The sequence below is a fragment of the Intestinimonas massiliensis (ex Afouda et al. 2020) genome, from assembly GCF_001244995.1.
GTDB classification, from domain to species: Bacteria; Bacillota; Clostridia; order Oscillospirales; family Oscillospiraceae; genus Intestinimonas; species Intestinimonas massiliensis.
In genome coordinates, this window is the sequence record NZ_LN869529.1 from 790,040 (window position 1) to 813,632 (window position 23,593).

A 23,593-nucleotide genomic window follows, 5' to 3' on the forward strand; every position below is an offset into this window, starting at 1 on the left:
GACACATTACTTACTTAAGGAGAGGTGCGACGGCAATGGTTCAAGAAATGATCGACTTTCTGACTGCCAGCGATCCCGAGATCGGGGCTTCCGTGGCGGCCGAGCTGGCCCGCCAGAGACGGAACATCGAGCTTATCGCCTCCGAAAACATCGTCAGCGAGGCGGTGCTGGTGGCCATGGGGACAGTGCTGACCAACAAGTACGCCGAAGGCTACCCCGGCAAGCGGTACTACGGCGGCTGCCAGGAGGTGGACGTGGCGGAGAACATCGCCCGCGATCGGGCCTGCAAGCTCTTCGGCGCCGACCACGCCAATGTACAGCCCCACTCCGGCGCCCAGGCCAACTTTGCCGTCTATCAGGCCCTGTGTGAGCACGGCGACACCGTGCTGGGCATGGATCTGGGCAACGGCGGACACCTGACCCACGGCTCTCCCGTAAACTTCTCCGGCAAGAACTACCATATGGTGGCCTATGGCCTGGACGACAGGGGCTACATTGACTACGACCAGGTCCGCGATCTGGCCCGGCAGCACAAGCCCAAGATGATCATTGCCGGCGCCTCCGCCTACCCCCGTATCATCGACTTTAAGGCCTTTGCCGACATCGCCCACGAGGTGGGCGCTTATCTCTTCGTGGACATGGCCCACATCGCCGGTTTGGTGGCCGCCGGGCTCCACCCCTCGCCCGTGCCCTATGCCGACGTGGTTACCACCACCACCCACAAGACCCTGCGGGGTCCCCGGGGCGGCATGATCCTCTGCAAGGAGGAATTGGCCAAGAAGATCGACTCCGCCATTTTCCCAGGCTCCCAGGGCGGCCCGCTGATGCACATCATCGCCGCCAAGGCGGTGGCGCTGGGCGAGGCGCTCAAGCCGGAGTTCAAGGATTATCAGGGCCGTATCGTCAAAAACGCCCAGGCGCTGGCCGCCTCTCTGACCGCGTCCGGCTTTGATCTGGTCTCGGGCGGCACCGACAACCACCTGATGCTGGTGGACCTGCGCAAGGCGGGCATTACCGGCAAGGAGCTGGAGAAGCGTCTGGACGAGGTGCACATCACCGTCAACAAGAACGCCATCCCCAATGACCCGGAGAAGCCCTTTGTCACCAGCGGCATCCGTGTGGGCACCCCTGCCGTCACGACCCGCGGCATGGGCGAGGCGGATATGAAAGTCATCGGCCAGTTGATCTGGGAGACGGCTACCGATTTTGACGCCAAGGCGGACGCCATTCGGGAGACCGTGGCGGGCCTGTGCGGAAAGTATCCCCTTTACGAGTAATCGAACGTATGTTAGAATAGGGCAAACGGGGCGACCGTTTGCCCTATTTTTGCAGAAGGAGGGATGGCGATGGCATACCGGCCGTTGGCGGATGAAATTCGACCCACCAGCCTGGACGAGGTGGTGGGTCAAAGGCATATCCTGGGGGAGGGCGGCCTGCTCCGGCGCCTGATCGAGCGTGGGGACATCCCCAATATGGTATTTTACGGCCCGTCCGGTACCGGCAAGACCACAGTGGCCAATATCATTGCCGCACGGACCAACCGGACCCTGCGGCGGATCAACGCCACCACCGGCTCGCTGTCTGACATCAAGGAAGTCATCGCAGACGTGGGCACCATGCTGGCGCCCAACGGCATCCTGCTCTATCTGGATGAGATCCAGTACTTTAACAAAAAACAGCAGCAGTCCCTGCTGGAGGTCATCGAACGAGGGGATGTGACCCTCATCGCCTCCACAACGGAAAACCCGTACTTCTATGTCTATAACGCCGTCCTGAGCCGTTCCACTGTCTTTGAATTCAAGCCCATTGAGGCAGATGACGTGCTCCCGGCGGTGGACCGGGGCATGGCCCTGATGGGGGAGCGCCTGGGGGCGGAGGTAAGCTGTGAGGACGGGGTGCGGGAGCACATCGCCTCCTGCTGCGGCGGCGATGTGCGCAAAGCCATGAATGCCGTAGAGCTGCTGCTCAGCGCTGCCAAGCGCAGGGAAGGAAAACTCCTTGTCACAATGGAGGACACCAAAATGGCAGCCCAGCGCTCCGCCATGCGATATGACCGGGCGGGAGACGACCACTACGACATCCTCTCCGCCCTCCAGAAGTCCATCCGCGGTTCCGACCCGGACGCCGCCTGCCACTACCTGGCCCGTCTGCTGGAGGCGGGAGACCTGATTTCCGCCTGCCGCCGCCTGATGGTCATCGCCTGTGAGGATGTGGGCCTGGCTTACCCACAGGTCATCCCCATCGTCAAGGCCTGTGTGGACGCGGCCAACATGCTGGGGCTGCCCGAGGCCCGTATCCCCCTGGGGGACGCGGCGGTCCTCATGGCGACCGCGCCGAAGTCCAACTCCGCGCACCTTGCGCTGGATGCGGCCATGGCGGATGTGCGGGCGGGCAGGACGGGGGATTATCCCCGTCACTTACAGAACGTTCATGCGGATTCCACCGGCTTGGAGCGGGAACAGGGCTACCTGTATCCCCATAACTTCCCGCATCACTATGTGAAGCAGCAATACCTGCCGGACCAGTTGGCGGGGGTCCGGTACTACGAATACGGCGAGAACAAGACCGAGCAGGCGGCCAAGCAGTACTGGGACCGCATCAAAGGAGAGACGGATTAGCCACCGAACACCGTCTCCATCCCCGATTTGGCGCAGCTCTCGGGGGCATAGCGCCAGCGCGTCAGGGTGCCGCCGGTGATGTAATAGGTAAGCGGAGGCGGTGCAGGCTCGGCAGGCAGCCGGTCGATGACCAGCAGCTTGATTTTCATCCGCTCGGGCAGGACCGCCTTGAGGTAGACCGATACCCGGTCCCCTTCCTGTAGCGCGGCGCGGGGCTCGGCCAGGCCGGAGAGGTTGGGAAACAGCTCGATGAAGGCGCCGTAATCCTTAATGCCCCGGACATAGCCGGACACGGTCATGCCGGGGGAGAGGCGGGCGGCGTTCTCCTGCCAGGTGCCCAGCAGCTCCCGGTGGGTCAGCTTGACCCGGCCCAGCTCCGGCTCGGTGTCCAGAACGGCCGTGAGGATCTCCTGCCCCACGGTGAAGCGGCAGCCCGGATGGGGGATGCGGGAGACGGAAATGCGCTCGATGCCGATCATCGACACCAGCCCGCAGCCGATGTCTACGAAGGCGCCGAAGGGTTCCAGATGGGTGACGGTGGCGGGGATGACCATGCCGGGGCGCAGCCGCTCCATGAGGGCCTCCTGAGCCTGAAGCTGGGCCCTGCGCCGGGAGAGAACGATGCGGAGATCCGGCTCTTCTCCTTCCACGGACTCTACTGTGAAGCAGACAGGCTTTCCGACCCTGGAGAGGATGGCAATTTCCCGGGTGGTGCCTTCGGAAATGCCCAGGGCGGCCTGGTCCCGGGGGATCCGGCCGGTATAGGGCCCCAGTCGGACGATGAGGTCGTGGTTGGCGTCGCAGAGGAGGACGCGCCCTTCCAAAATGGCGCCCCGGTCCCGTGCGGCCAGCAGGCCGCCCTTGGAGGCGCAGGCGGCCAGGTTATCCGGGGCGGACAGGCGTCGGCCCTCGGGCAGATAGCGGTCCAACATGGCTCACATTCCTTTCTCTTGTCCACGCGCGGAGAGCGATGGAGGCTGATAGGCCACTATATGCGCTGGCGGAGAAGGAATTGACAGGGGACAAGGTGAAACCTATAATAATGTCTACGGCATAAACCGCCAAGCGGTTTATGCGTGCGGCCACTGCTGCATCATTTCATCAAAAAGGGCTATAGATAGCCCTTTTGATGAAGTTTAGACATTGCTACAATGCGTCTTTCCTCTGGAGCGCCGGATTGCTCCAGCGGAAGGTGCAAGGTTTTCTGGCTCATTTGCCACAAAACCTTGCACCTGGAACAAAGCCAATTGGCCTCGAAAGCATGGGGATTCAAGGCTTTCGGCTTTGTTCAGTACGCATTACAATAGTAGAAATTGATTCGCGGCGTTGTGACTGAAAACGTGAAAGGGAGGGAGCGGCATGGACGTCCGGGTCGGCGACGTGCTGGAATTGAAAAAGGAGCACCCCTGCGGCAGTAAGAGCTGGAAGGTCCTGCGGGTCGGCATGGATTTTCGTATGAAGTGCGAGGGCTGCGGCCATGAGCTCATGCTGCCCCGCAGCAAGGTGGAAAAGAGCATCAAAAAAATCAAACGCCCCGGGGAGGCGGGATCATGAAGAATTTTTGGAGCAAGCGGATTCGGGATATGGTCCCCTATGTGCCGGGAGAACAGCCCAAGGATCGGAAATTTATCAAGCTGAACACCAACGAGAACCCGTATCCGCCGTCCCCGAAGGCGCTGGAGGCCATTCGGGCGGCTGTGGGGGACGGCTTGCGCCTCTACCCGGACCCGGAGTGCGCCGAGCTGCGTGACGCCATCGCGGAGTATCACGGCCTCCCGTCCGATATGGTCTTTGCGGGCAACGGCTCTGACGAGATCCTGGCGTTCTGCTTCCAGGCCTTTTTTGACCCGGACCGCACCATTTTGTTCCCCGACATCACCTATAGTTTTTACCCGGTTTATGCGGCCTACTTTGGTTTGACCTTCCGGGAGGTGCCTCTGGACGGGGACTTTGGAATGCCGGTGGCCGAGCTGTGCCGCGGCGGCAGCGGAGGCGTGGTGGTGGCCAACCCCAACGCGCCCACCGGCCGGGCCATCGAGCTGCATGCGCTCCGGGCCATTTTGGAGTCCAACCGGGACTGTGTGGTGCTGGTGGACGAGGCCTATGTGGACTTTGGGGCCCAGTCGGCGGCCGGGCTGGTGCCGGAGTATGACAACCTGGTGGTGGTCCACACCCTGTCCAAGAGCCGATCCCTGGCGGGCCTGCGGGTGGGCTATGCGCTGGGCCAGCCCAACCTGACGGCGGCGCTGCGCTGTGTCCGGGACTCCATCAACTCGTATACCGTGGACCGGCTGGCCCAGGCGGGGGGAGCCGCCGCGATGCGGGACCGGGCCTACTTTGAGGCGACGGCGGCCAAGGTACAGGCCACCCGGGAGCGGACGGCGGCCCGCCTGCGGGAGCTGTGCTTTACGGTGTACCCCTCCGCCGCCAACTTCATTTTTATCTCCCACCCCGACCGGGCCGCCCGGGCGCTTTTGGCAGGCCTGCGGGAAAAGGGCGTATTGGTCCGCTGGTTTGACCGGCCCCGCATCGACAATTACCTGCGGGTCTCCATCGGTACCGACGAAGAGATGGATGCCTTCTGCGCCGCCGTGCAGGAGCTGCTGACAAAAACCTGACCGCAGAAAGGAAGGATAAAACCCGATGCGTTATGAAGGCGACATTTACCGGCCGCCCGGCGAGTGGAAAAGCTATTTGCTCCAGACCACCATAGGCTGCTCCAACAATACCTGCACCTTCTGCGGGATGTACCTGGATAAAAAATTCCATATCCGGCCCATGGCGGACATCCTGGAGGATATCCGTATGGCCAAGGCTTATTACGGCGACGTGGAGCGGGTGTTCCTCTGCGACGGCGATGCCATCATCATGCGGACGCAGGAGCTGCTGACCATTCTGGAGGCGCTGCATCGCGCCTTCCCCTCGCTCCAGCGGGTGACTACCTACGCCGGACCCCGCAGCACCCTGGCCAAAACGCCGGAGGAGCTGCGGACCCTGCGGGAGGCCGGGCTCACCCGGGCCTATTTGGGGGTGGAGACCGGCTGCGACGCACTGCTGAAGCAGGTGAAAAAGGGCGTAGACGCCGCACAGATGCTGGAAGCCGGCGTGCGGCTCCGGGAGGCCGGTATAGATCTGTGGGTGATGGTCATTCTAGGGCTGGCTGGGACGGGAGAGCCCTCCCGCCGCCATATGCTGGACACCGCCGCCATGATGAACGAGATGAAGCCCCGGCATCTGTCCGCGCTGACTCTGACTCTGGACCCGGGGACTGAGCTCTATCAGGATTACCGGGCGGGGCGGTTTCACCCCATCACGCCCCGGGAAAGTCTGCTGGAGGCCAAGCTCCTGCTGGAAAATCTGACGGTGGACCCGCTGCACTTTACCTGCAACCACGCCTCCAATTACCTGCCGCTGAAGGGTGGACTGCCGGAGGACCGGGACCGATTTCTGGCCATGCTGGATCGGGCGCTGGCCGGGGAACAGGAGCTACGGCCCGAGTGGAGCCGTGGATTCTGAGCGGGCGGGACTTTGCTGGAATACCCTGGAAAGCTGACAAGCACTTGTGCTTGTCAGCTTCTTTTTTGTACCGGCCCCGGTTTGACCTTTTTTGAGCGGTCGGGCCCGTATAATAATACCTGCGTATGATCCCCGGACCGGCTCCGGGTCACGGAGGAGGAGCGGCTTTGACCGTCGTATACATAGACGCGCTGTTTTTACTCAACTTAATCGTCAACTATCTGCTGCTTCTGGCGGCCGCAAAGCTGGCGGGGGAGCCGCTGCGGCGGCTCCGGCTGGCCGCCGGGGCGGCTCTGGGCGGCCTGTACGCCGCGGCGATCTTTTTCCCGGGCATGGGCTTTCTCACCCACCCCCTGTGCAAGCTGGGGGCGGCGGTGCTGATGCTGCTGACCGGGTTCGGCGGCAGCCGCCGGCTGCTGCGGGTGACGCTGGTCTTTTTTGGGCTGTCCTGCGCCTTCGGCGGCGGTATCTTTGCCATCGGCCTGCTGGGCGGTCAGGGACTTACTCTGCGGAACGGCGTCCTTTACTCGGTGATGGATCTGCGCATTCTGCTGCTGTCCGCGGCGGTGTGCTACGCGGTACTGACCCTGGTGTTCCGGCGGACGGCCCGCCACGGGCGGCGGGAGGTCTTACCCGCTGTTCTGACTCTGGAGGGACGGCGGGTGGCGGTCAACGCCCTGGTGGATACGGGCAACACCCTGACCGACCCGGTGACGGGGCGGCCGGTGATGGTGGCCGAGGGGAGTCTCCTGAGCCCTCTGCTGCCCGGGGAGCGGGTTCTGGACGAGAAGGCCCTGCGGGACCCGGTGGGCACACTGGAGCGCTTGTCCAGAGGGGGGCGGGGCCGGCGGTTTCGCCTGCTGCCCTACCAGGCGGTGGGCGTGGAATGTGGCATGCTGCTGGCCCTGCGGCTGGACGACGCCAGAGTCGGAGCCGAGGACTACGGCGGCATCTTGGTGGCCTTATCGCCCAATCCGGTGTCGGACGGGGGCGGCTACAGCGCCCTGATCGGAGAAACCTGACAGAAAGTAGAGGGAATGGAATGAAGGGCTGGACGCTGCGCCTGTATGTGCGCGCGCATAGACTACTGGCCCGGCTGGGCCTGATGCTGCCGGGAAAGATCATGTATATCGGCGGGAGCGATACCCTGCCGCCCCCCCTGACCCGGGATGAGGAGTCGGAGCTCATCGCCCGGCTGGAGGAGGGGAGCGAGGAGGTCCGCTCCCAGCTCATCGAGCGGAACCTGCGGCTGGTGGTCTATATCGCCCGCCGCTTTGAAAACACCGGCGTTGGCATCGAGGACCTCATCTCCATCGGCACCATCGGACTCATCAAGGCGGTGGGGACCTACAAGCCGGCCAAGAACATCAAGCTGGCCACCTACGCCTCCCGCTGCATTGAAAATGAGATCCTCATGCACCTGCGCAAGACCGCCAACCTGAAAAGCGAGGTCTCCTTCGATGAGCCGCTCAACACCGACTGGGACGGCAACGAGCTGCTGCTCTCCGATATCCTGGGCACCGAAAACGACCTGGTGATGCGCCCCATCGAGGAGGATGTGGACCGCAAGCTCCTGTCCGACGCACTGGAAAAGCTCAATGACCGGGAACGGCTCATCATCACCCTGCGTTTCGGGCTGGACGGCCGGCCGGAGCGGACGCAGAAGGAGGTAGCCGACCGGCTGGGGATCTCTCAGTCCTATATTTCCCGTCTGGAAAAGCGCATCATCTCCCGTCTCAAGCGTGAGATCCTGCGGATGCTGTAAAAAACGGAAGGCGCCGAAAACCGGCGCCTTCCGTTTTTGGCCGCTCAGGGGATCAGGCCCAGTTCCCGCCGGACGGTTTTGGTCAGCTTGGCCGTTACCAGCGCGTAGGACATGTCGCACATGTCCCGCAGGATCTGGTCAGGGACCTGTCCGTCCAGATAGACGGAGTTCCAGGTCTTCTTGTGGGAGTAAAAGCCGGGCACCACATCGGGGTACTGCGCCCGAAAGGCCTCGGCCAGACGGGGGTCACATTTCAGGATAATCATGGTGCGCCCCGCATGGAGCTTGTGCTCCGCGCCGGGGGTGCAGACCGCCGCAAACATCCTGCCCCGGACCAGATAGCGCTGCCACTGCCACTCCAGCTTATAGTCCTGCTCCGCGCCGGGCCGGTCCATCAGGTAGCCATCCAGCCATGGATAGCGATTCATTCCGCCACCTCCCATAATCGTACAAACATTCTATCACGGGGCATCAAGCTTGTCCAGGGAAAGAAGTCCATCGAAAACCGTCCTACGATAAAAAATATACCCGCCGCCCAGACCGTATGAATCGCACCTCTCAGGAAAAAATACGGATATCAAAGCACGGGAGGGAGATCCAAAGTGCAGGGCAAGGTGGAGATTTGCGGCGTCAATACAGCCAAGCTGAAGGTGTTGAAAAATGAAGAGACGGCGGAGCTGCTGAAAAGGACCAAGCAGGGCGACATGAAGGCGCGGGAAGAGCTGATCGCCGGGAACCTCCGGCTGGTGCTGTCGGTCATCCAGAAGTTCACCAACCGGGGGGAGAACGTGGACGACCTGTTCCAGGTGGGGTGCATCGGCCTCATCAAGGCCATCGACAATTTTAATGTGGACCTGGATGTGCGCTTCTCCACCTACGGTGTGCCCATGATCATCGGGGAGATCCGGCGCTACCTGCGGGACAACAGCTCGCTGCGGGTCTCCCGCTCCATGCGGGACACGGCCTATAAGGTCCTTCAGGCCAAGGAGAGGTATATCAGCGAGCACCAGAAGGAGCCCACCATCGAGGAGATCGCCCAGATGCTGGAGATCAAGCGGGAGGAGGTGGTCTTTGCCCTGGACGCCATCGTGGACCCGGTCTCCCTCTATGAGCCGGTCTACTCCGACGGAGGCGACACCATCTGTGTCATGGACCAGGTGAGAGACAGCAAGAACACCGACGAGAGCTGGCTGGAGCAGATTGCGCTGAAGGAGGCCATTTCCCACCTCTCAGAGCGGGAGCGCCACATTTTAAACCTCCGCTTTTTTGAGGGCAAGACTCAGATGGAGGTGTCGGCGGAGGTGGGGATCTCCCAGGCTCAGGTGTCCCGGTTGGAGAAAAACGCCATCAATCAGATCAAAAAGAACCTGTGAATGCAGCCGCCCGCCGGGCGGCTTTACATATTTGTGGGGAAATCGTATACTGGGGAAAAAGCGGAGAAGAGGTGAGGGGGACATGCTGTGGTATTTTTCTCCTACCGGTACCGGCAGATGGGTGGCCAAGGGGCTGGAAAGGGCATTTCCCGGGCTGGAGACCGCCGATCTGACGCAGCCGGCGGCGCGGGCAGTGCCGCCGGAGATCCCTTCCGGGGAGCTGTTCACACTGCTCTTTCCGGTGCATGGACACCGTCTGCCAGGACCGCTGCGGTGCTGGCTGGGGCGGCTGCCGGAGACCGTAATTCATCAGATATTGTCCCTCCAGCCGCCAGCGGGACTGCAAGACAGGAATCATAAGGGCGCCTCCTTTCAGTATATCCATTGCCGGGGGTCCAGACCATAGAGCTGCACCACCTCGAACAGGGGAGAGCGGGCCAGGTCGTCCACCGTCACCAACCGTCCGCCGTCGGCGTCCACATCGTAGCTGAACTGCTGGAAGGCGTACCAGATCAAGTGGGCGCATTGCACCCCGAAGCCGGGAAGGCCGGGGTCGGGCGCCTTCGGCCCTAACAGACCGCTGAACAGGCGGTAGGGGACACCCTCCAGGTGCTCCAGCGCCCAGGTGGTCAGTTCAGACTGGAGTTCCGGCGACCTCTCCCGCAGGCGCAGGACCAGATAGTTGGAGTAGGACCGCCAGTGTCCGAGGTTGGTCACCGCGGCATCGCTGCCGATGACCACGGCCTCCAGCACCTTCTGCCCGGCTGCATCGACGACCAGACCGGCGTGGCCATGGCGCCAGCCCATGGAGTGGGTGGCATAGGTCAAAAGCACGTCGCCGTCCTCCAGCGTGGGCATTGGAGGGCCCCAGACCGGCTGGCCGTTTTCGTCCGGGGCCAGACGGTCTTCACGGACGAGCAGGCCGAAGAGCTCGGCGCAGACGGTGGCCGGCGCGGCAAAGAACTGCCGCTGGATGGCCAGAACCTGCTCCCGGCCCTGAGCCCCCTGGGCCAGCAGGGCGTCGATGGCGGGCGTCCCCAGGCCGGTCTGTAAAAACAGTGTGTCGTAATCGGCGGCGGAGAGCTGTTCCTGTGCCAGAAGCGCCGTCAGGTCCTCCATGGGGTAATCGGGCGTGAATACGGGGTTCCGATGGGCAAACAGGGTCTGAGCGCCCCAGAGCAGCAGGAACAGAATCAGCAGGACCGCCGCGGTGATGCGAAACAGCCGGGCTCCGGTCCGGGAAAAATCTTTCAAACGGTACACCTCATAGTACAAGCGGAAGGGGTCATAGACTGTGTATATGATTATACACAAAACGAACCGCTTTGAAAATGGGGTGTCAGTATGGAGAGCCGGATGGCTGAGCTGCGGGACAAGGAAATCATCAACATCAGCGATGGGTGCCGCTTCGGATATGTGGGGGACGTGGAGCTGGATCTGGAGACCGGCAAGGTCAAAGCGCTGGTGGTGCCGGGACGGCTGCGCTTTTTCGGACTGCTGGGCCGGGAGGAGGATTACGTCTTTCCCTGGGAATGCGTGCGTCGCTTCGGGGAGGACATCATTCTGGTGGAGGCTGAGCAGACCGCCGGCCGGCCGGCGCTGGACGAGAAACGGGGTCTGCTGGGATAAAGGCGGGAAAAAGTCTTCCGGTCAAGGAAAAAAGTGTTGCATTGCAGGGCATACTATGGTAAAATATCACCGCTGTGCGTAAAAGCACAGTATGACTCACACCGCTGGACGAAGCGTCCTGTGCCCCATTGGGGTTGGCGTCTTCGGATGAACGGGTGGAGGAACAACTAAAAGGAGGAACTTTATCAATGGCAGTCGTATCTATGAAACAGCTTCTGGAAGCCGGTGTCCACTTTGGTCACCAGACCCGTCGGTGGAACCCCAAAATGTCCGCTTATATCTACACGGAGCGGAACGGCATCTATATCATCGACCTGCAGAAGACCGTGAAAAAGCTGGAGGAAGCCTATAACTTTGTCCGTGACCTGTCCGCCAGCGGCCAGACTCTGCTGTTTGTGGGCACCAAGAAGCAGGCCCAGGAGGCCATCAAGGAAGAGGCCACCCGTTGCGGCGGCTACTATGTCAACGCCCGCTGGCTGGGCGGCATGCTCACCAACTTCAAGACCATGCGCGGCCGTGTGGACCGTCTGAACCAGCTTAAGAAGATGCAGGAGGACGGTACCTTCGACATGCTGCCCAAGAAGGAAGTCATCAAGCACATGGGCGAGATCGCCAAGCTGGAGAAGTATCTGGGCGGCGTCACCGAGATGAAGCGCCTGCCTGGAGCCCTGTTTGTGGTGGACCCCCGGAAGGAGCGCAACGCCATCAACGAGGCCCGCAAGCTCCATATCCCCATCGTGGCCATCGTGGATACCAACTGCGACCCCGATGAGATCGACTACGTTATCCCCGGCAACGACGACGCCATCCGCGCCATCCGCCTGATCTCCTCCGTCATGGCCAACGCCATCCAGGAGGGCAAGCAGGGCGAGGATACCGCCGCTGACGAGGCTGCCAAGGTCAACGAGACCGCAGCTCCCGCCGAGGCCTGATTGAAACATTGACAAGCGCCCGCCGCGCGCGGCGGGCGCTTGTTTACGAGTAGAAGTATAAAAAATGATGGAGGTTTTGTAATATGGCAATCACTGCGAAAGAGGTACAGGCTCTGCGCGAAATGACCGGCGTGGGCATGATGGACTGCAAGAAGGCCCTGACGGAGGCCGAAGGCAATATGGACAAGGCCGTCGAGATCCTGCGTGAGAAGGGCTTGGCCGCCTCGCAGAAGAAGGCCGGCCGCATCGCGGCCGAGGGCGCTGCTTATGCCGCTGTCATCGACGGCGTGGGCGTGGTGGTCGAGGTCAACGCCGAGACCGACTTCGTGGGCAAGAACGAAAAGTTTGTGGAATTTGTCAAGGGCGTGGCCGCAGTTGTGGCCAAGGAGAAGCCCGCCGACATGGACGCCCTGATGGCCGCTCCCTACGGCAATGGCCGTACTGTTCAGGAGGAGCAGCAGGAGATGGTCCTGGTCATCGGCGAGAACATCAAGGTCCGCCGGTTTGCGTTGTTCACCGAGGGCGTGTGCGTGCCCTATATCCACGCCGGCGGCAAGATCGGTGTGCTGGTGAATCTGGAGACCAGCCTGACGGCCGAGCAGGTCAATGAGGTGGGCAAGGATGTGGCCATGCAGATCGCGGCCCTGAATCCCCGTTTCCTGGACAAGAGCCAGGTCGATCAGGCCACGCTGGACGAGGAGAAGAAAATCATGCTGGTCCAGATGGAGAACGATCCCAAGATGGCTGCCAAGCCGGATAAGGTCAAAGAGGGGATTGTCATCGGCAAGCTGGGCAAATTCTATAAGGAAAACTGCCTGCTGCAGCAGGAGTTCGTAAAGGACAACTCCATGAGCGTGGAGCAGCACATTGCCAACGTGGCCAAGAGCCTGGGCGGTACCATTGTGCTGAAGGACGCGGTCCGCTTCGAAAAGGGCGAGGGCATCGAGAAGAAGCAGGAAAACTTTGCGGAGGAAATTGCCAAGCAGTTGGGCAAGTAAACCGCCCGTTTGTGGCAGGGCCCCGGGAGTCGTCTCCCGGGGCCCTTTTCTACGGCCCAGGAGAGGCAGGGACCATCAAACAGGTAAGAACAATTTGTAAAAAATCTATTCTGGGCTCTATGCAAACGGGCAAACTTATATTAAAATAGAGAAAGCGTAATTCCGCGCGGAGGTGAAAACCGGCCGCGCGGCAAATGACGAGAACAGGTTAAAGATAGGGGCTGATGGAATGGCTGAACCGCAGTATAAGCGGGTGCTGCTGAAGGTCAGCGGCGAAGCCCTGGCTGGCGATGCCAGCCGTGGGCTGGATTTTGACGTCATCGGCAAGGTCTGCGATGTCATTAAGAAGTGTACACAGGCCGGCGTCCAGGTAGGGATCGTCGTGGGCGGTGGCAATTTCTGGCGGGGGCTCAAGGATGGCGGCGACCGGATGGAGCGGACCCGGGCCGACCACATGGGGATGCTGGCCACCGCCATCAACTGCCTGGCCATTGCGGATGTGCTGGAGCAGAAGGGTGTGGATGTGCGCGTACAGACGGCCATTGAGATGCGCTCCGTGGCCGAGCCCTACATCCGCTCCAAGGCCATCCGGCATATGGAAAAGGGGCGGGTGGTCATCTTTGGCTGCGGCACCGGCAACCCCTTCTTCTCCACCGATACCGCGGCGGTGCTGCGTGCGGCGGAGATCGACGCCGACGCCATCCTGCTGGCCAAAAATATCGACGGCGTCTACAGTGCCGACCCCAAGAAAGACCCCAACGCCGTGAAGTATGACTCCATCTCCTACGATGACGTGCTGGCCCAGCACCTGCAGGTGATGGATTCCACCGCGACGTCCCTCTCCATGGACAACAAAATTCCTGTGATTCTGTTTGCCCTCAAGGACCCGGAGAACATCTACCGGGTGGTCATGGGTGAAAAGATCGGTACCATTGTCAAGGAGGAACAGTGATATGAAGGAAGAGCTGAAGGTTTACGACGTCAAAATGCAGAAGACTGTGGATGTGGTAGTCTCCGACTTTGCCAGTGTCCGGGCCGGACGCGCCAATGCTTCCGTGCTGGATAAGATCGCCGTGGACTATTATGGCAGCCCCACCCCCATCAATCAGGTGGCGGCCATCTCCTCGCCCGATCCCCGCAGCTTGATGATCCAGCCCTGGGACGCCACGCTGCTCAAGGCCATTGAAAAAGCGATTCAGACCTCCGATTTGGGCATCAATCCCCAGAACGACGGCCGTGTTATACGCCTGGGCTTCCCCCAACTGACCGAGGAGCGCCGCAGGGACCTGACCAAGCAGGTAAAAAAGTATGGAGAGAACGGCAAGGTGGCGGTCCGCAATATCCGTCGGGACGCCATGGATAAGTTTAAGGCCATGCAGAAAAAGTCAGAGATCACCGAGGACGAGCTCAAGGAGTTGGAAAAAGAGCTGCAGGATATGACGGATAAACGCTGCAAGCAGATCGACGAGCTGACAGCCAAGAAGGAGACGGAGCTGATGGCTGTGTAGGGGATTTCCTTCACACAGCTTGCGGTGCGGGGCGCCCCGGCGCCCCGCACGCTTCGTATTTGAGACAACTTGAGGTGGGACGGAAGCCGCCCTGCCCGACAGGAGCGAGGACATGCCGCTGTTCAGAAAAAAGGAAAATACGGCCGCGCCGGTAGACTTTGATCGTCTGCCGCGGCACATCGCCATCATCATGGACGGCAATGGCCGGTGGGCCAAGAGGCGGGGCCTGCCACGCACCGCCGGACACGCCGCGGGCGCCGAGACCTTTCGTACCATTGCGACTTACTGCAAGGACATTGGATTGGAGTATCTGACGGTCTACGCTTTTTCCACGGAGAACTGGAAGCGCCCGGCGGAGGAGGTCTCCGCCATCATGGGTCTGCTGAGGAAGTATCTGCTGGAGGCCATCGGGCGCATGGAGAAGGACCGGGTAAAAATGCGCTTCTTCGGGGATTTGTCTCCGCTGAATGAGGAGCTGCGGACCTTGTGCCGGGAGACCGAGGCGATCTCCGACCGCTATGAGGGGTGCCAGGTAAACATCTGCCTCAACTACGGAGGCCGGGACGAACTGCTCCGGGCGGCCCGGGCCTTTGCCGGGGATTGCGCGGCGGGCAGGGGAGACCCCAACCATCTGTCTGAGGCGGAATTTTCACGGTATCTGTTTTCCGCCGGCGTGCCGGACCCAGACCTTGTCATCCGGCCCAGCGGCGAGCTGCGCATTTCCAATTTTCTGCTGTGGCAGTCGGCCTACGCGGAGTTCTATTTTACCGACGTGCTTTGGCCGGACTTCAGTAAAGACGAGCTGCACAAAGCGCTGGCGGCCTATCAGGGGCGGTCGCGCCGATTTGGAGGGATCTGATGCATGGGTAAGCGGATCATGGTAGCGGTGATTTTTGTCCCGCTCATCATTTTGATGCTGTTTTTTGCGCCAAGCTGGGTATTGCCCGTTGTCGTGTCCGGCCTGGCCATGATCGCGCTGCACGAGGTGCTGTGGTCCACTGGATTTGTCAAAAATCCGAAGATCTCTGGCCTGGCCATCGTCCTGGCGGGCCTCATCCCCTTCTGGGTCTTTGTAGGAGAGCGAATGCTGCCCGCACTGGTGACCCTTTTCCTCTATGTGGTACTGTTGTTTGCAGTGGCTATGAAAAGCCACTATACGGTGACTATGGAGAAGATGGGGGGCTCTTTCTTCCTCTCCATCGTCATCCCCTATTTCCTGTCCACCTTCATCCGCATCCGTGAGATGCCCGACTGGCGCTACTATATCCTGCTGCCCTTTGTGGTAGCCTGGCTCAGCGACGCTTTTGCGCTGTTTGCGGGCATGGCCTTCGGAAAGCATAAGCTGGCCCCGGAGCTCTCCCCCAAAAAGACGGTGGAGGGGGCGGTTGGCGGCGTGGCAGGCTCGGTCGCCGCTACGCTGATCTACGGCTTTGTGATGTCCGCCTGTTTTGGGGCTGCCGCAGTGCGCTATGGGCTGCTGATCCTCTACGCACTGCTGGGGGCAGTGGTGGCCCAGTTTGGCGATTTGGCCTTCTCCTACATCAAGCGGCAGTATGACATCAAGGATTACGGCACGATCTTCCCCGGTCACGGCGGAGTGCTGGACCGCTTTGACAGCGTCATCTTCTGCGCTCCGCTGCTGGAGATCCTCATCGTCTATTTCCCGGCTATCCAGGGGGCGGTGGGATGAAAAGGACTCTTTCGGTGCTGGGGTCCACCGGCTCCATCGGGCGGCAGACCCTGGAGGTTGCGCAGGCCTGCGGCCTGACGGTGGCGGCGCTGACCGCCAACCGGAATTCTCTGCTGCTGGAAGAGCAGGCTCGGAAATTCCGGCCCAAGCTGGTGGCGGCGGTGGAGGAGTCGGCCGCCGCCGATTTGAAGGTGCGCCTGGCGGACACCCCCATCCGGGTGGCGGCCGGACCTCGGGGCGTTTTGGAGGCAGCCACCCTGGCGGAGGCCGACACCGTAGTCACCGCTGTGATGGGGGTGGCCGGGCTGGAGCCGACCCTGGCCGCCATCCGGAAGGGCAAACGCATCGCCTTGGCCAACAAAGAGACCATGGTCTGCGCCGGGAAGCTGGTCATGGACGAGGCAGACCGCTATGGGGCCGAGATTGTCCCGGTGGACTCGGAGCACTCGGCCATTTTCCAGTGCCTGCAGGGCTGCCGCGACCGGGGAGAGGTGCGCCGCCTGATCCTCACCGCCTCCGGCGGGCCCTTTTTCGGCTGGAGCCGGGAACAGCTCGCCCGGGTAACAAAGGCTCAGGCGCTGTGCCACCCCAACTGGGCCATGGGGGCCAAGATCACCATCGACTCCGCCACTCTGATGAACAAGGGCCTGGAGTTGATCGAGGCCATGGGCCTTTACCGAATGCCGCCGGAAAAGATTTCGATCGTGATCCATCGGGAGAGTATAGTTCACTCCTTGGTGGAATACTGTGATAATGCCGTATTGGCGCAGTTGGGCGCGCCGGATATGCGCCTGCCCATCCAGTACGCCCTTACCTGGCCGGCGCGGGCGCCGGGCCCGGCGGCGTCACTGGACCTGTTGTCCTGCCCGCCGCTCACCTTTGCCGCCCCGGACTGCGAGACCTTCGAATGTCTGGCACTGGCCCTTCAGGCGGCCGCGCAGGGGGGTACGGCGCCGGCCGTGCTCAGCGGAGCCAACGAGGCGGCGGTGGACCTCTTCCTGCGGGAGGAGATCGGCTTTCTGGACATCCCCAGACGGGTGGGAGAGGCTCTGGAGCGGGTCAAACCCGTAGAGCGGCCCTCTCTGGAGGACATCCTTCTGGCCGACCATGCCGCCAGAGAGGCGGTCCGCTGCGCCCGGTAATACCCGTCAAGGAGACTGAATACGCTTATGCTCTATATCATCATCGCCATTCTCATGTTTGGTATCCTCATCGCCCTGCATGAGTTCGGACACTTCATCACCGCCAAGCTGCTGGGGGTGCGGGTGAACGAATTTGCCATCGGCATGGGGCCACTGCTGTTCTCCACGCAAAAAGGGGAGACGCAGTATTCCCTGCGCGCCATCCCCATGGGCGGCTTTTGCGCCATGGAGGGGGAGGACGACGCCTCCGACGACCCCAGGGCATTTTCCAATAAGCCGGCCTGGAGAAAGTTCATCATTCTGGTGGCGGGATCCTTTATGAACTTCCTCACCGGCTTTGTCTTGCTGGCGCTGCTCCTGGCCCAGAATACCTTCTTTGTGGTCCCGGTCATCGACACGCTTATGGAAGGCTTTCCCTATGAAAGTGCCCAGGGGCTGCTGCCGGGCGACCGGATCGTCCGGGTCAACGGCGAACGGATCTATACCAAGAGTGATTTGGACCTGTTCTTTGGCCGTGACGAGGACGGCATCATGGATCTGGTCATTGAGCGGGACGGCGTACGCCTGGAGCGGCCGGGCTTTGATCTCCGGCCCCGGGAATACACCTACGAGGGCGAGACTGTGCAGATGCGGGGGCTCATCTGCGTCCGGGAGCCCTTCCACGTGGGAAATTGGCTGCGTCAGAGCTGGTACAATACCATTGATATGGTGCGGATGGTGCGCCTGTCCCTGGTGGATCTTTTTTCCGGTCGAGCCGGTATCCAGGACATGTCCGGCCCGATCGGCATCGTAACCATGATGTCGGACGTGGGGGCCCAGTCTCCCAATATGGCGGCCGCACTGGCGAATATCCTGTGGTTCGTGGCCTTCATCGCCATCAACCTGGCGGTGATGAACCTGCTGCCCATTCCAGCCCTGGACGGCGGGCGCATTTTCTTCCTGGCGGTCAACGGATTGTTCTCTCTGCTTACCCGGCGGAAGCTGGACCCCAAATACGAGGGCTATGTGAATATGGCGGGGTTTTGCTGCCTGATCCTGCTGATGGTGGTTGTGGCCTTCAATGATATTGTCAAGCTATTTGCGTAAAGCGAAATTACTTTCCTATAAGGGATAAAAGGTGATTGTATGACAAAGCAGATCAACATTGGGGGCGTTCCCGTGGGTGGGGGCGCTCCCATTCCCATCCAGTCCATGTGCAACACCCGTACCGACGATGTGGCGGCCACCGTGGCGCAGATCCACCGGCTGGAGGCGGCGGGCTGCGACATCATCCGGGTAGCCGTGCCCGACCAGGCGGCGGCCCGTGCTGTGGGCGCCATCAAAGAGCAGATTCACATTCCGCTGGTGGTGGATATCCACTTCGATTACCGTCTGGCTCTGGAATCCGTGGCAGCCGGATGCGACAAGGTGCGCATCAATCCCGGCAACATCGGGGACGCCGAACGGGTGAAGGCGGTGGCGCGGGCCTGCCGGGAGAAGGGCGTCCCCATCCGGATTGGGGTCAACGGCGGGTCTCTGGAAAAGCCGCTGCTGGCCAGGTACGGCGGGGTAACGCCCGAGGCCCTGGTGGAGTCCGCCTTCGGACACATTGCGTTGCTGCATCGCTTCGATTTTGACGACATCTGCATCTCCCTCAAGTCCTCCGACGTGCGGACCACCATGGCGGCCTACCGGCTCATGAGCGAGCGGTGCGATTATCCGCTTCACCTGGGCGTCACCGAGACGGGTACCATCCGCATGGGCACCCTCAAGTCTGCCATAGGCATCGGCGGTCTGCTGGGCTTCGGCATCGGGGACACCCTGCGGGTGTCTCTGTCCGCCGACCCGGTGGAGGAGGTCTACGCCGCCCGGGATATCCTGAAGGCCCTGGGCATCCGACAGGAGGGTCCCGACCTGATCGCCTGTCCCACCTGCGGCCGCACCCGGATCGACCTCATCGGCCTGGTCGAGGAGGTGGAGTGCCGCCTCAAAGGAGTGGAGAAGCCCATCACCGTGGCGGTTATGGGCTGCGTGGTCAACGGCCCCGGAGAGGCATCGGCCGCCGACGTGGGCATTGCAGGGGGAGACGGCGTGGGCCTGCTCTTCCGCAGGGGAGAGATCGTAAAGAAGGTGCCCCAGGCGGAGCTGGTGGACGAGCTGTTTGCCCTGATCGAGGAATTGTAAAAAATCAGCGTAGGAGCGTATACATATGCCAGAGCAGAAGAAAATCCCCATTCTGGTTCTCTTTTCCGCGTGGAAGCCATCGGAGGACCTGCGGCCGCTTCTGACCGATATGCTGGTCACCGGTGCGGTCATCGACCGGCAGCAGCGCTGCATCCAGGCGGAGATCCAGTGTGCTCAATGCCCGGATGATGTGCGCAGGGCGCTGCTGGAGCGGGAGCTGGCGGCGGCCTATGGGGTCCAGCGCGTAACGCTGCGGTTTCAGACGCCGGCGGCGGAGCCGCTTCCCCCGCCGGAGCCCCCAAAGCTGCCGGTTTCGGCGGAGCGGAAGCCCCTACCCACCGACGAGGCTGCCCCGCCGGAAGCGGTGCCCCCGGAATCGGAGGACCCGATGGAGGTCTTTCGCCGGACGGAACGCATCCGGCAGGCGGCGCTGAAGAAGATCAAGCCGGCGGCACACACGGAGAAAAGGGGCGGCCGGGAAGGGCCCAAGGAGAAGCTGATTTACGGCCGTATGGTGAAAAAATTTCCCGCCATCGCCATGAACGACATCACCCTGGACTCCGAAATGGTGACCATTGAAGGAGATGTATTCGCCACCGACCATCTGGAAATGAAGAAGCGAGGCGCGTGGATCGTCCGCTTTGACATCACGGATCAGACCAATTCCATCCGGGTGGCCAAATTTCTGGTCGGAGACGAAGGTAAGGAGCTGGCCGGGGCCATCCGGGAGGGGCAGCGCCTTGTGGTCCAGGGCCGGGTCAGCCCCTACCAGGGGGAGCTGCAGATCGAACCCACCGGCATCGCGGAGGGGACGCGGACCGTCCGCCAGGACAAGGCGGAAGGGGAGAAGCGGGTGGAGCTCCACCTGCACACCCGCATGTCGGTGATGGATGCCACCACCGACATCAAGGAGGTCATTAAGCGGGCGGCGGCCTGGGGGCATCCGGCCATCGCCATCACGGACCACGGCGTCTGCCATGATTTCCCCACCGCCTATTCCGCCGCCAAAAAGGCTGGCATCAAGATGATTTTCGGGGTGGAGGCCTACTTCCAGAACGACGTGGACGACATGCCCACGGTGCGGGGGACGATGGATGTTCCCTTTTCCGGGGAATACGTCTGCTTTGATTTAGAGACCACCGGCCTGGACGCCCAGCGGGACGTGATTACGGAGATCGGCGCGGTGGTGCTGAAGAACGGCCAGGTCACCGACGAGATCTTTTCCACCTTTGTGGACCCGGAACGGCCCATGAACCCCGAGATCATCCGTCTGACCGGCATTACCGACGAGATGGTCAAGGGCGCGCCCAAGCAGGCGGAGGCCATCCGGCAGTTTCTGGCCTTTGTCAACGGGCGACCTCTGGCGGCCCACAATGCCGGCTTTGACGTTGGGTTTCTTTCGGAGGGCTGCCGCCGCTGCGGTATCCCCTTCGAGGCGACGGCGGTGGACACCTTGCCGCTGGCCCAGGCCCTTCTGCCCCACCTGTCCAAGCACAAGCTGGACGTCGTGGCCGACCACCTGGGCCTGCCCGCCTTCCACCACCACAGAGCCACCGACGACGCCTCCACCGTGGCCTATATGCTGGTGCCCTTCTTCAAAAGGCTGGAGGAGGAACACGATATCCACTCCCTGGGGCCCATCAACCACTGGGTCGCCGGACAGAACCAGGCCCGGAAGGGCAAACGCCGGGCCCGGCATCTCATCGTCCTGGCCCGCAACCAGACCGGCCTGCGCAATCTCTATAAGCTGGTCTCCAAGGCTCATCTGGAGCACTTCCAGCGCAAGCAGTATCCGGTGATGCCCAAAAGCCTCATTGATGAGAACCGGGAGGGGCTGCTGATGGGCTCGGCCTGTGAGGCGGGCGAGCTGTTCCAGGCAGTGGTGCGGCACAGCTCCTGGGCGGAGCTCAAGCGCATCGCCTCCTGGTACGACTATCTGGAAATTCAGCCTCTGAGCAATAACGCCTATATGCTCCGGCCCGACAAGAACGGCAAGACCATTGCACGTGATAGGGAGGAGCTGCGGAATTTCAACCGCACCGTCGTGGAGCTGGCCCATGAACTGGGCAAACCCGTGGTGGCCACCGGCGACGTCCACTTCCTGGACCCGGAGGACGAGATCTACCGCCATGTGCTGCTGGCCACCAAGGGCTTTGAGGACGCCGACGCGCCCAATCCGCTTTACTTCCGCACCACCGACGAGATGCTGGAGGAATTCTCCTATCTGGGCGCTGAGACCGCCCGGGAGGTGGTCATCGACAATCCCCAACTCATCGCCGCCTGGTGCGGAGATCTGAGCCCGCTGCCCAACGGTCTGTTCGCCCCCAAGCTGGAGGATTCCGAGGGGGAGCTGAAGCGGCTGGTGTGGGGAAAGGCCAAGCGCCTTTACGGGGAGGAGCCGCCCCAGATCGTAGTGGATCGCATCAACGCCGAGCTGGGAGATATCCTGATGCGGCATTATGACGTGATTTACATGTCGGCCCAGAAGCTGGTGCAGGACTCCCTGGACCATGGCTATCTGGTGGGCTCCCGGGGCTCGGTGGGGTCCTCTATCGTGGCCTTTCTGTCGGGCATCACCGAGGTCAACGCCCTGCCGCCCCACTACCGCTGCCCCAACTGCAAGCATTCCGACTTCGAAGCGGCCAAGGAAGGGGGCTGGGGCTGTGGAGCCGATATGCCCGACGCGGTGTGCCCCGTGTGCGGGACTCCCTACGAAAAAGACGGCTTCAACATCCCCTTCGAGACCTTCCTGGGCTTCGGCGGCGACAAGGTGCCCGATATCGACCTGAACTTCTCCGGCGAGTACCAGTCCAGCGCCCACCGCCATACCTTTGAGCTCTTTGGAGAGACCCACGTGTTCCGGGCGGGCACCATCGGCACGGTAGCGGAAAAGACCGCCTTTGGCTACGTAAAAAAGTACCTGGAGGAACGAGGCAAGACCGCCACCAAGGCGGAGATGCTGCGGCTGGCCAAGGGCTGTACCGGGGTCAAACGGACCACCGGACAGCACCCCGGCGGCATGGTGGTCATCCCTCAGGACAAGGAGATCTACGATTTCTGCCCGGTGCAGCACCCGGCCGATGACACGGATACCGACATTATCACCACCCATTTCGAATATCACTCCATGGAGTCCAATCTGCTCAAGCTGGACATGCTGGGCCACGATGATCCCTCCATGATCCGCATGATGGAGGACCTCAGCGGCATGGATGCCAAGACCATCCCTCTGGACGATCCGGATACCCGGAGTATCTTCATCACCTCCAGGGCACTGGGGTACGAGGACGACCCGGTTCTCGGCCCGACCGGAGCCACCGCCATCCCGGAGTTCGGTACCTCCTTCGTCCGGGGCATGCTGGAGGAGACTAAGCCCACCGAATTTGACATTCTGGTGCGGCTGTCCGGTTTCTCTCACGGCACCGATGTGTGGCTGGGCAACGCCCGGGACCTGATCTTGTCCGGCACTGCTACCGTCGGCCAGGCCATCGGCTGCCGGGACGATATCATGCTCTATCTCATCTCCTGCGGCATGAAGGAAAAGCGGGCTTTCAAGATCATGGAGGCGGTCCGAAAGGGCAGGGGGCTTCCGGAAGGGGCCGAGGACGAGATGAAGGAGCATGGCGTACCCGACTGGTACATCGGCTCCTGCAAAAAGATCGCCTATCTGTTCCCGAAGGCCCACGCCGTGGCCTATGTGATGATGGCCTTCCGCATCGCCTGGTTCAAGGTCCACGATCCACTTGTGTTCTATGCGGCTTACTTCTCCATCCGGGCCAAGGCCTTTGACGCCACCGTCATGTGTCTGGGGATGGACCGGGTCAAGGCAAAGATGAACGAAATTCGGGCCAAGGACAAGGACGCCTCCGCCGTGGAACAGGACATGCTGACCACCCTGGAGGTGGTCTATGAATTCTATCTGCGCGGCTACACCTTTGATCAGATGGACCTGTACCGCTCCGATGCAGTGCGGTTCCAGGTGGACCGGGAGCGGAAGGCGCTCATTCCTCCGTTCATGGCCATCCCCGGCCTGGGGGAGACAGCGGCGGTTTCCATTGTGGAGCAGCGCAAGGGGAAGCAGTACCTCTCGGTGGAGGAGTTCTCCGCCGACTGTCCCAAGGTGACCAAGGCCCACATTGAGCTGCTCCGGACCTGCGGCGCCCTGGGCAATCTGCCGGAGACCAGTCAGATGACCCTGTTTTGAACCCTGTCTGTCTATTTTGAACAAGGTGGGGGCCATAAGTCAGGCCGGATTCCTC

At 61.7% G+C, this 23,593-nt stretch carries 22 protein-coding genes; 19 read left to right on the forward strand and 3 right to left on the reverse strand.

Translation table 11 applies throughout. From position 1 onward, the window contains the following. Window positions 1-35 precede the first annotated feature (35 nt). Together glyA and BN2154_RS07740 are read left to right on the forward strand one after the other, a co-directional pair. On the forward strand, window positions 36-1,277 hold the full coding sequence (gene glyA / locus BN2154_RS07735) for a serine hydroxymethyltransferase (protein ID WP_050618266.1): 1,242 nt from the start codon (window positions 36-38) through the stop codon (window positions 1,275-1,277). 69 nt (window positions 1,278-1,346) lie between these two features. Then, entirely contained in the window at window positions 1,347-2,618 is a 1,272-nt protein-coding gene (locus tag BN2154_RS07740) for a replication-associated recombination protein A (protein WP_050618267.1), read from the forward strand. Here the strand turns inward: BN2154_RS07740 and BN2154_RS07745 are convergent. Further along, window positions 2,615-3,550 carry a S1 RNA-binding domain-containing protein gene (locus BN2154_RS07745; RefSeq protein WP_050618268.1) on the reverse strand — a complete coding sequence of 312 codons (936 nt, stop codon included), beginning with the start codon at window positions 3,548-3,550 and terminating at the stop codon, window positions 2,615-2,617. The two genes, BN2154_RS07740 and BN2154_RS07745, sit on opposite strands and share 4 nt — an antisense overlap. A gap of 427 nt (window positions 3,551-3,977) precedes the next feature. Here BN2154_RS07745 and BN2154_RS07750 point away from each other — a divergent pair, with 427 nt between their 5' ends. From BN2154_RS07750 to sigE, 5 genes are all read left to right on the forward strand, one after another. Further along, window positions 3,978-4,172 carry a DUF951 domain-containing protein gene (locus BN2154_RS07750; RefSeq protein ID WP_050618269.1) on the forward strand — a complete coding sequence of 65 codons (195 nt, stop codon included), beginning with the start codon at window positions 3,978-3,980 and terminating at the stop codon, window positions 4,170-4,172. Further along, window positions 4,169-5,236, forward strand: coding sequence for a histidinol-phosphate transaminase (gene hisC / locus BN2154_RS07755; protein ID WP_050618270.1), 1,068 nt, complete (start codon window positions 4,169-4,171; stop codon window positions 5,234-5,236). The genes BN2154_RS07750 and hisC overlap by 4 nt, the downstream gene beginning before the upstream one ends. A 25-nt stretch (window positions 5,237-5,261) precedes the next feature. Next, complete coding sequence (locus tag BN2154_RS07760) at window positions 5,262-6,134, forward strand: B12-binding domain-containing radical SAM protein (RefSeq protein ID WP_050618271.1); 873 nt, start codon at window positions 5,262-5,264, stop codon at window positions 6,132-6,134. Window positions 6,135-6,301: 167 nt separating this feature from the next. After that, window positions 6,302-7,156 carry a sigma-E processing peptidase SpoIIGA gene (locus tag BN2154_RS07765; RefSeq protein WP_050618272.1) on the forward strand — a complete coding sequence of 285 codons (855 nt, stop codon included), beginning with the start codon at window positions 6,302-6,304 and terminating at the stop codon, window positions 7,154-7,156. 20 nt (window positions 7,157-7,176) lie between these two features. After that, complete coding sequence (gene sigE, locus BN2154_RS07770; protein WP_050618273.1) at window positions 7,177-7,899, forward strand: RNA polymerase sporulation sigma factor SigE; 723 nt, start codon at window positions 7,177-7,179, stop codon at window positions 7,897-7,899. Between the two features lie 44 nt (window positions 7,900-7,943). Here sigE and BN2154_RS07775 read toward each other — a convergent pair whose 3' ends face one another. Next, window positions 7,944-8,327 (reverse strand): MmcQ/YjbR family DNA-binding protein, encoded by a 384-nt coding sequence (locus BN2154_RS07775; protein ID WP_050618274.1) that lies wholly within the window; start codon window positions 8,325-8,327, stop codon window positions 7,944-7,946. A gap of 174 nt (window positions 8,328-8,501) precedes the next feature. Between BN2154_RS07775 and sigG the strand changes: the two genes are divergently transcribed. Further along, a complete protein-coding gene (gene sigG / locus BN2154_RS07780; RefSeq protein WP_050618275.1) occupies window positions 8,502-9,272 on the forward strand; it encodes an RNA polymerase sporulation sigma factor SigG in 771 nt (256 codons plus the stop codon). Between the two features lie 372 nt (window positions 9,273-9,644). Here sigG and BN2154_RS07785 read toward each other — a convergent pair whose 3' ends face one another. Continuing rightward, complete coding sequence (locus tag BN2154_RS07785; protein WP_050618276.1) at window positions 9,645-10,526, reverse strand: C40 family peptidase; 882 nt, start codon at window positions 10,524-10,526, stop codon at window positions 9,645-9,647. A gap of 90 nt (window positions 10,527-10,616) precedes the next feature. Between BN2154_RS07785 and BN2154_RS07790 the strand changes: the two genes are divergently transcribed. The 11 genes from BN2154_RS07790 to BN2154_RS07840 all read left to right on the forward strand — a co-directional run bounded on the left by BN2154_RS07790 (window position 10,617) and on the right by BN2154_RS07840 (window position 23,538). Continuing rightward, window positions 10,617-10,901: a YlmC/YmxH family sporulation protein gene (locus BN2154_RS07790; protein WP_050618277.1), complete on the forward strand. Its 285-nt coding sequence runs from the start codon at window positions 10,617-10,619 to the stop codon at window positions 10,899-10,901. Window positions 10,902-11,089: 188 nt separating this feature from the next. Further along, window positions 11,090-11,833, forward strand: coding sequence for a 30S ribosomal protein S2 (gene rpsB / locus BN2154_RS07795; protein ID WP_050618278.1), 744 nt, complete (start codon window positions 11,090-11,092; stop codon window positions 11,831-11,833). A gap of 83 nt (window positions 11,834-11,916) precedes the next feature. After that, window positions 11,917-12,831, forward strand: a complete 915-nt coding sequence (gene tsf / locus BN2154_RS07800) for a translation elongation factor Ts (protein ID WP_050618279.1) — start codon at window positions 11,917-11,919, stop codon at window positions 12,829-12,831. A gap of 229 nt (window positions 12,832-13,060) precedes the next feature. Next, window positions 13,061-13,783 (forward strand): UMP kinase, encoded by a 723-nt coding sequence (gene pyrH / locus BN2154_RS07805; RefSeq protein WP_050618280.1) that lies wholly within the window; start codon window positions 13,061-13,063, stop codon window positions 13,781-13,783. A gap of 1 nt (window position 13,784) precedes the next feature. Continuing rightward, window positions 13,785-14,339, forward strand: a complete 555-nt coding sequence (frr, locus tag BN2154_RS07810) for a ribosome recycling factor (RefSeq protein WP_050618281.1) — start codon at window positions 13,785-13,787, stop codon at window positions 14,337-14,339. A 112-nt stretch (window positions 14,340-14,451) separates the two neighbouring features. Beyond that, window positions 14,452-15,198, forward strand: a complete 747-nt coding sequence (locus BN2154_RS07815) for an isoprenyl transferase (protein WP_050618282.1) — start codon at window positions 14,452-14,454, stop codon at window positions 15,196-15,198. Window positions 15,199-15,201: 3 nt separating this feature from the next. Then, window positions 15,202-16,029: a phosphatidate cytidylyltransferase gene (locus BN2154_RS07820; protein ID WP_050618283.1), complete on the forward strand. Its 828-nt coding sequence runs from the start codon at window positions 15,202-15,204 to the stop codon at window positions 16,027-16,029. After that, complete coding sequence (locus BN2154_RS07825) at window positions 16,026-17,171, forward strand: 1-deoxy-D-xylulose-5-phosphate reductoisomerase (protein ID WP_050618284.1); 1,146 nt, start codon at window positions 16,026-16,028, stop codon at window positions 17,169-17,171. Before BN2154_RS07820 ends, BN2154_RS07825 begins: the two co-directional genes overlap by 4 nt. A gap of 27 nt (window positions 17,172-17,198) precedes the next feature. Then, window positions 17,199-18,257 carry a M50 family metallopeptidase gene (locus BN2154_RS07830; protein ID WP_050618285.1) on the forward strand — a complete coding sequence of 353 codons (1,059 nt, stop codon included), beginning with the start codon at window positions 17,199-17,201 and terminating at the stop codon, window positions 18,255-18,257. A 39-nt stretch (window positions 18,258-18,296) separates the two neighbouring features. Then, window positions 18,297-19,334 (forward strand): flavodoxin-dependent (E)-4-hydroxy-3-methylbut-2-enyl-diphosphate synthase, encoded by a 1,038-nt coding sequence (gene ispG / locus BN2154_RS07835; RefSeq protein WP_050618286.1) that lies wholly within the window; start codon window positions 18,297-18,299, stop codon window positions 19,332-19,334. Window positions 19,335-19,359: 25 nt separating this feature from the next. Further along, window positions 19,360-23,538, forward strand: coding sequence for a PolC-type DNA polymerase III (locus BN2154_RS07840; RefSeq protein ID WP_050618287.1), 4,179 nt, complete (start codon window positions 19,360-19,362; stop codon window positions 23,536-23,538). Window positions 23,539-23,593: the final 55 nt, after the last annotated feature.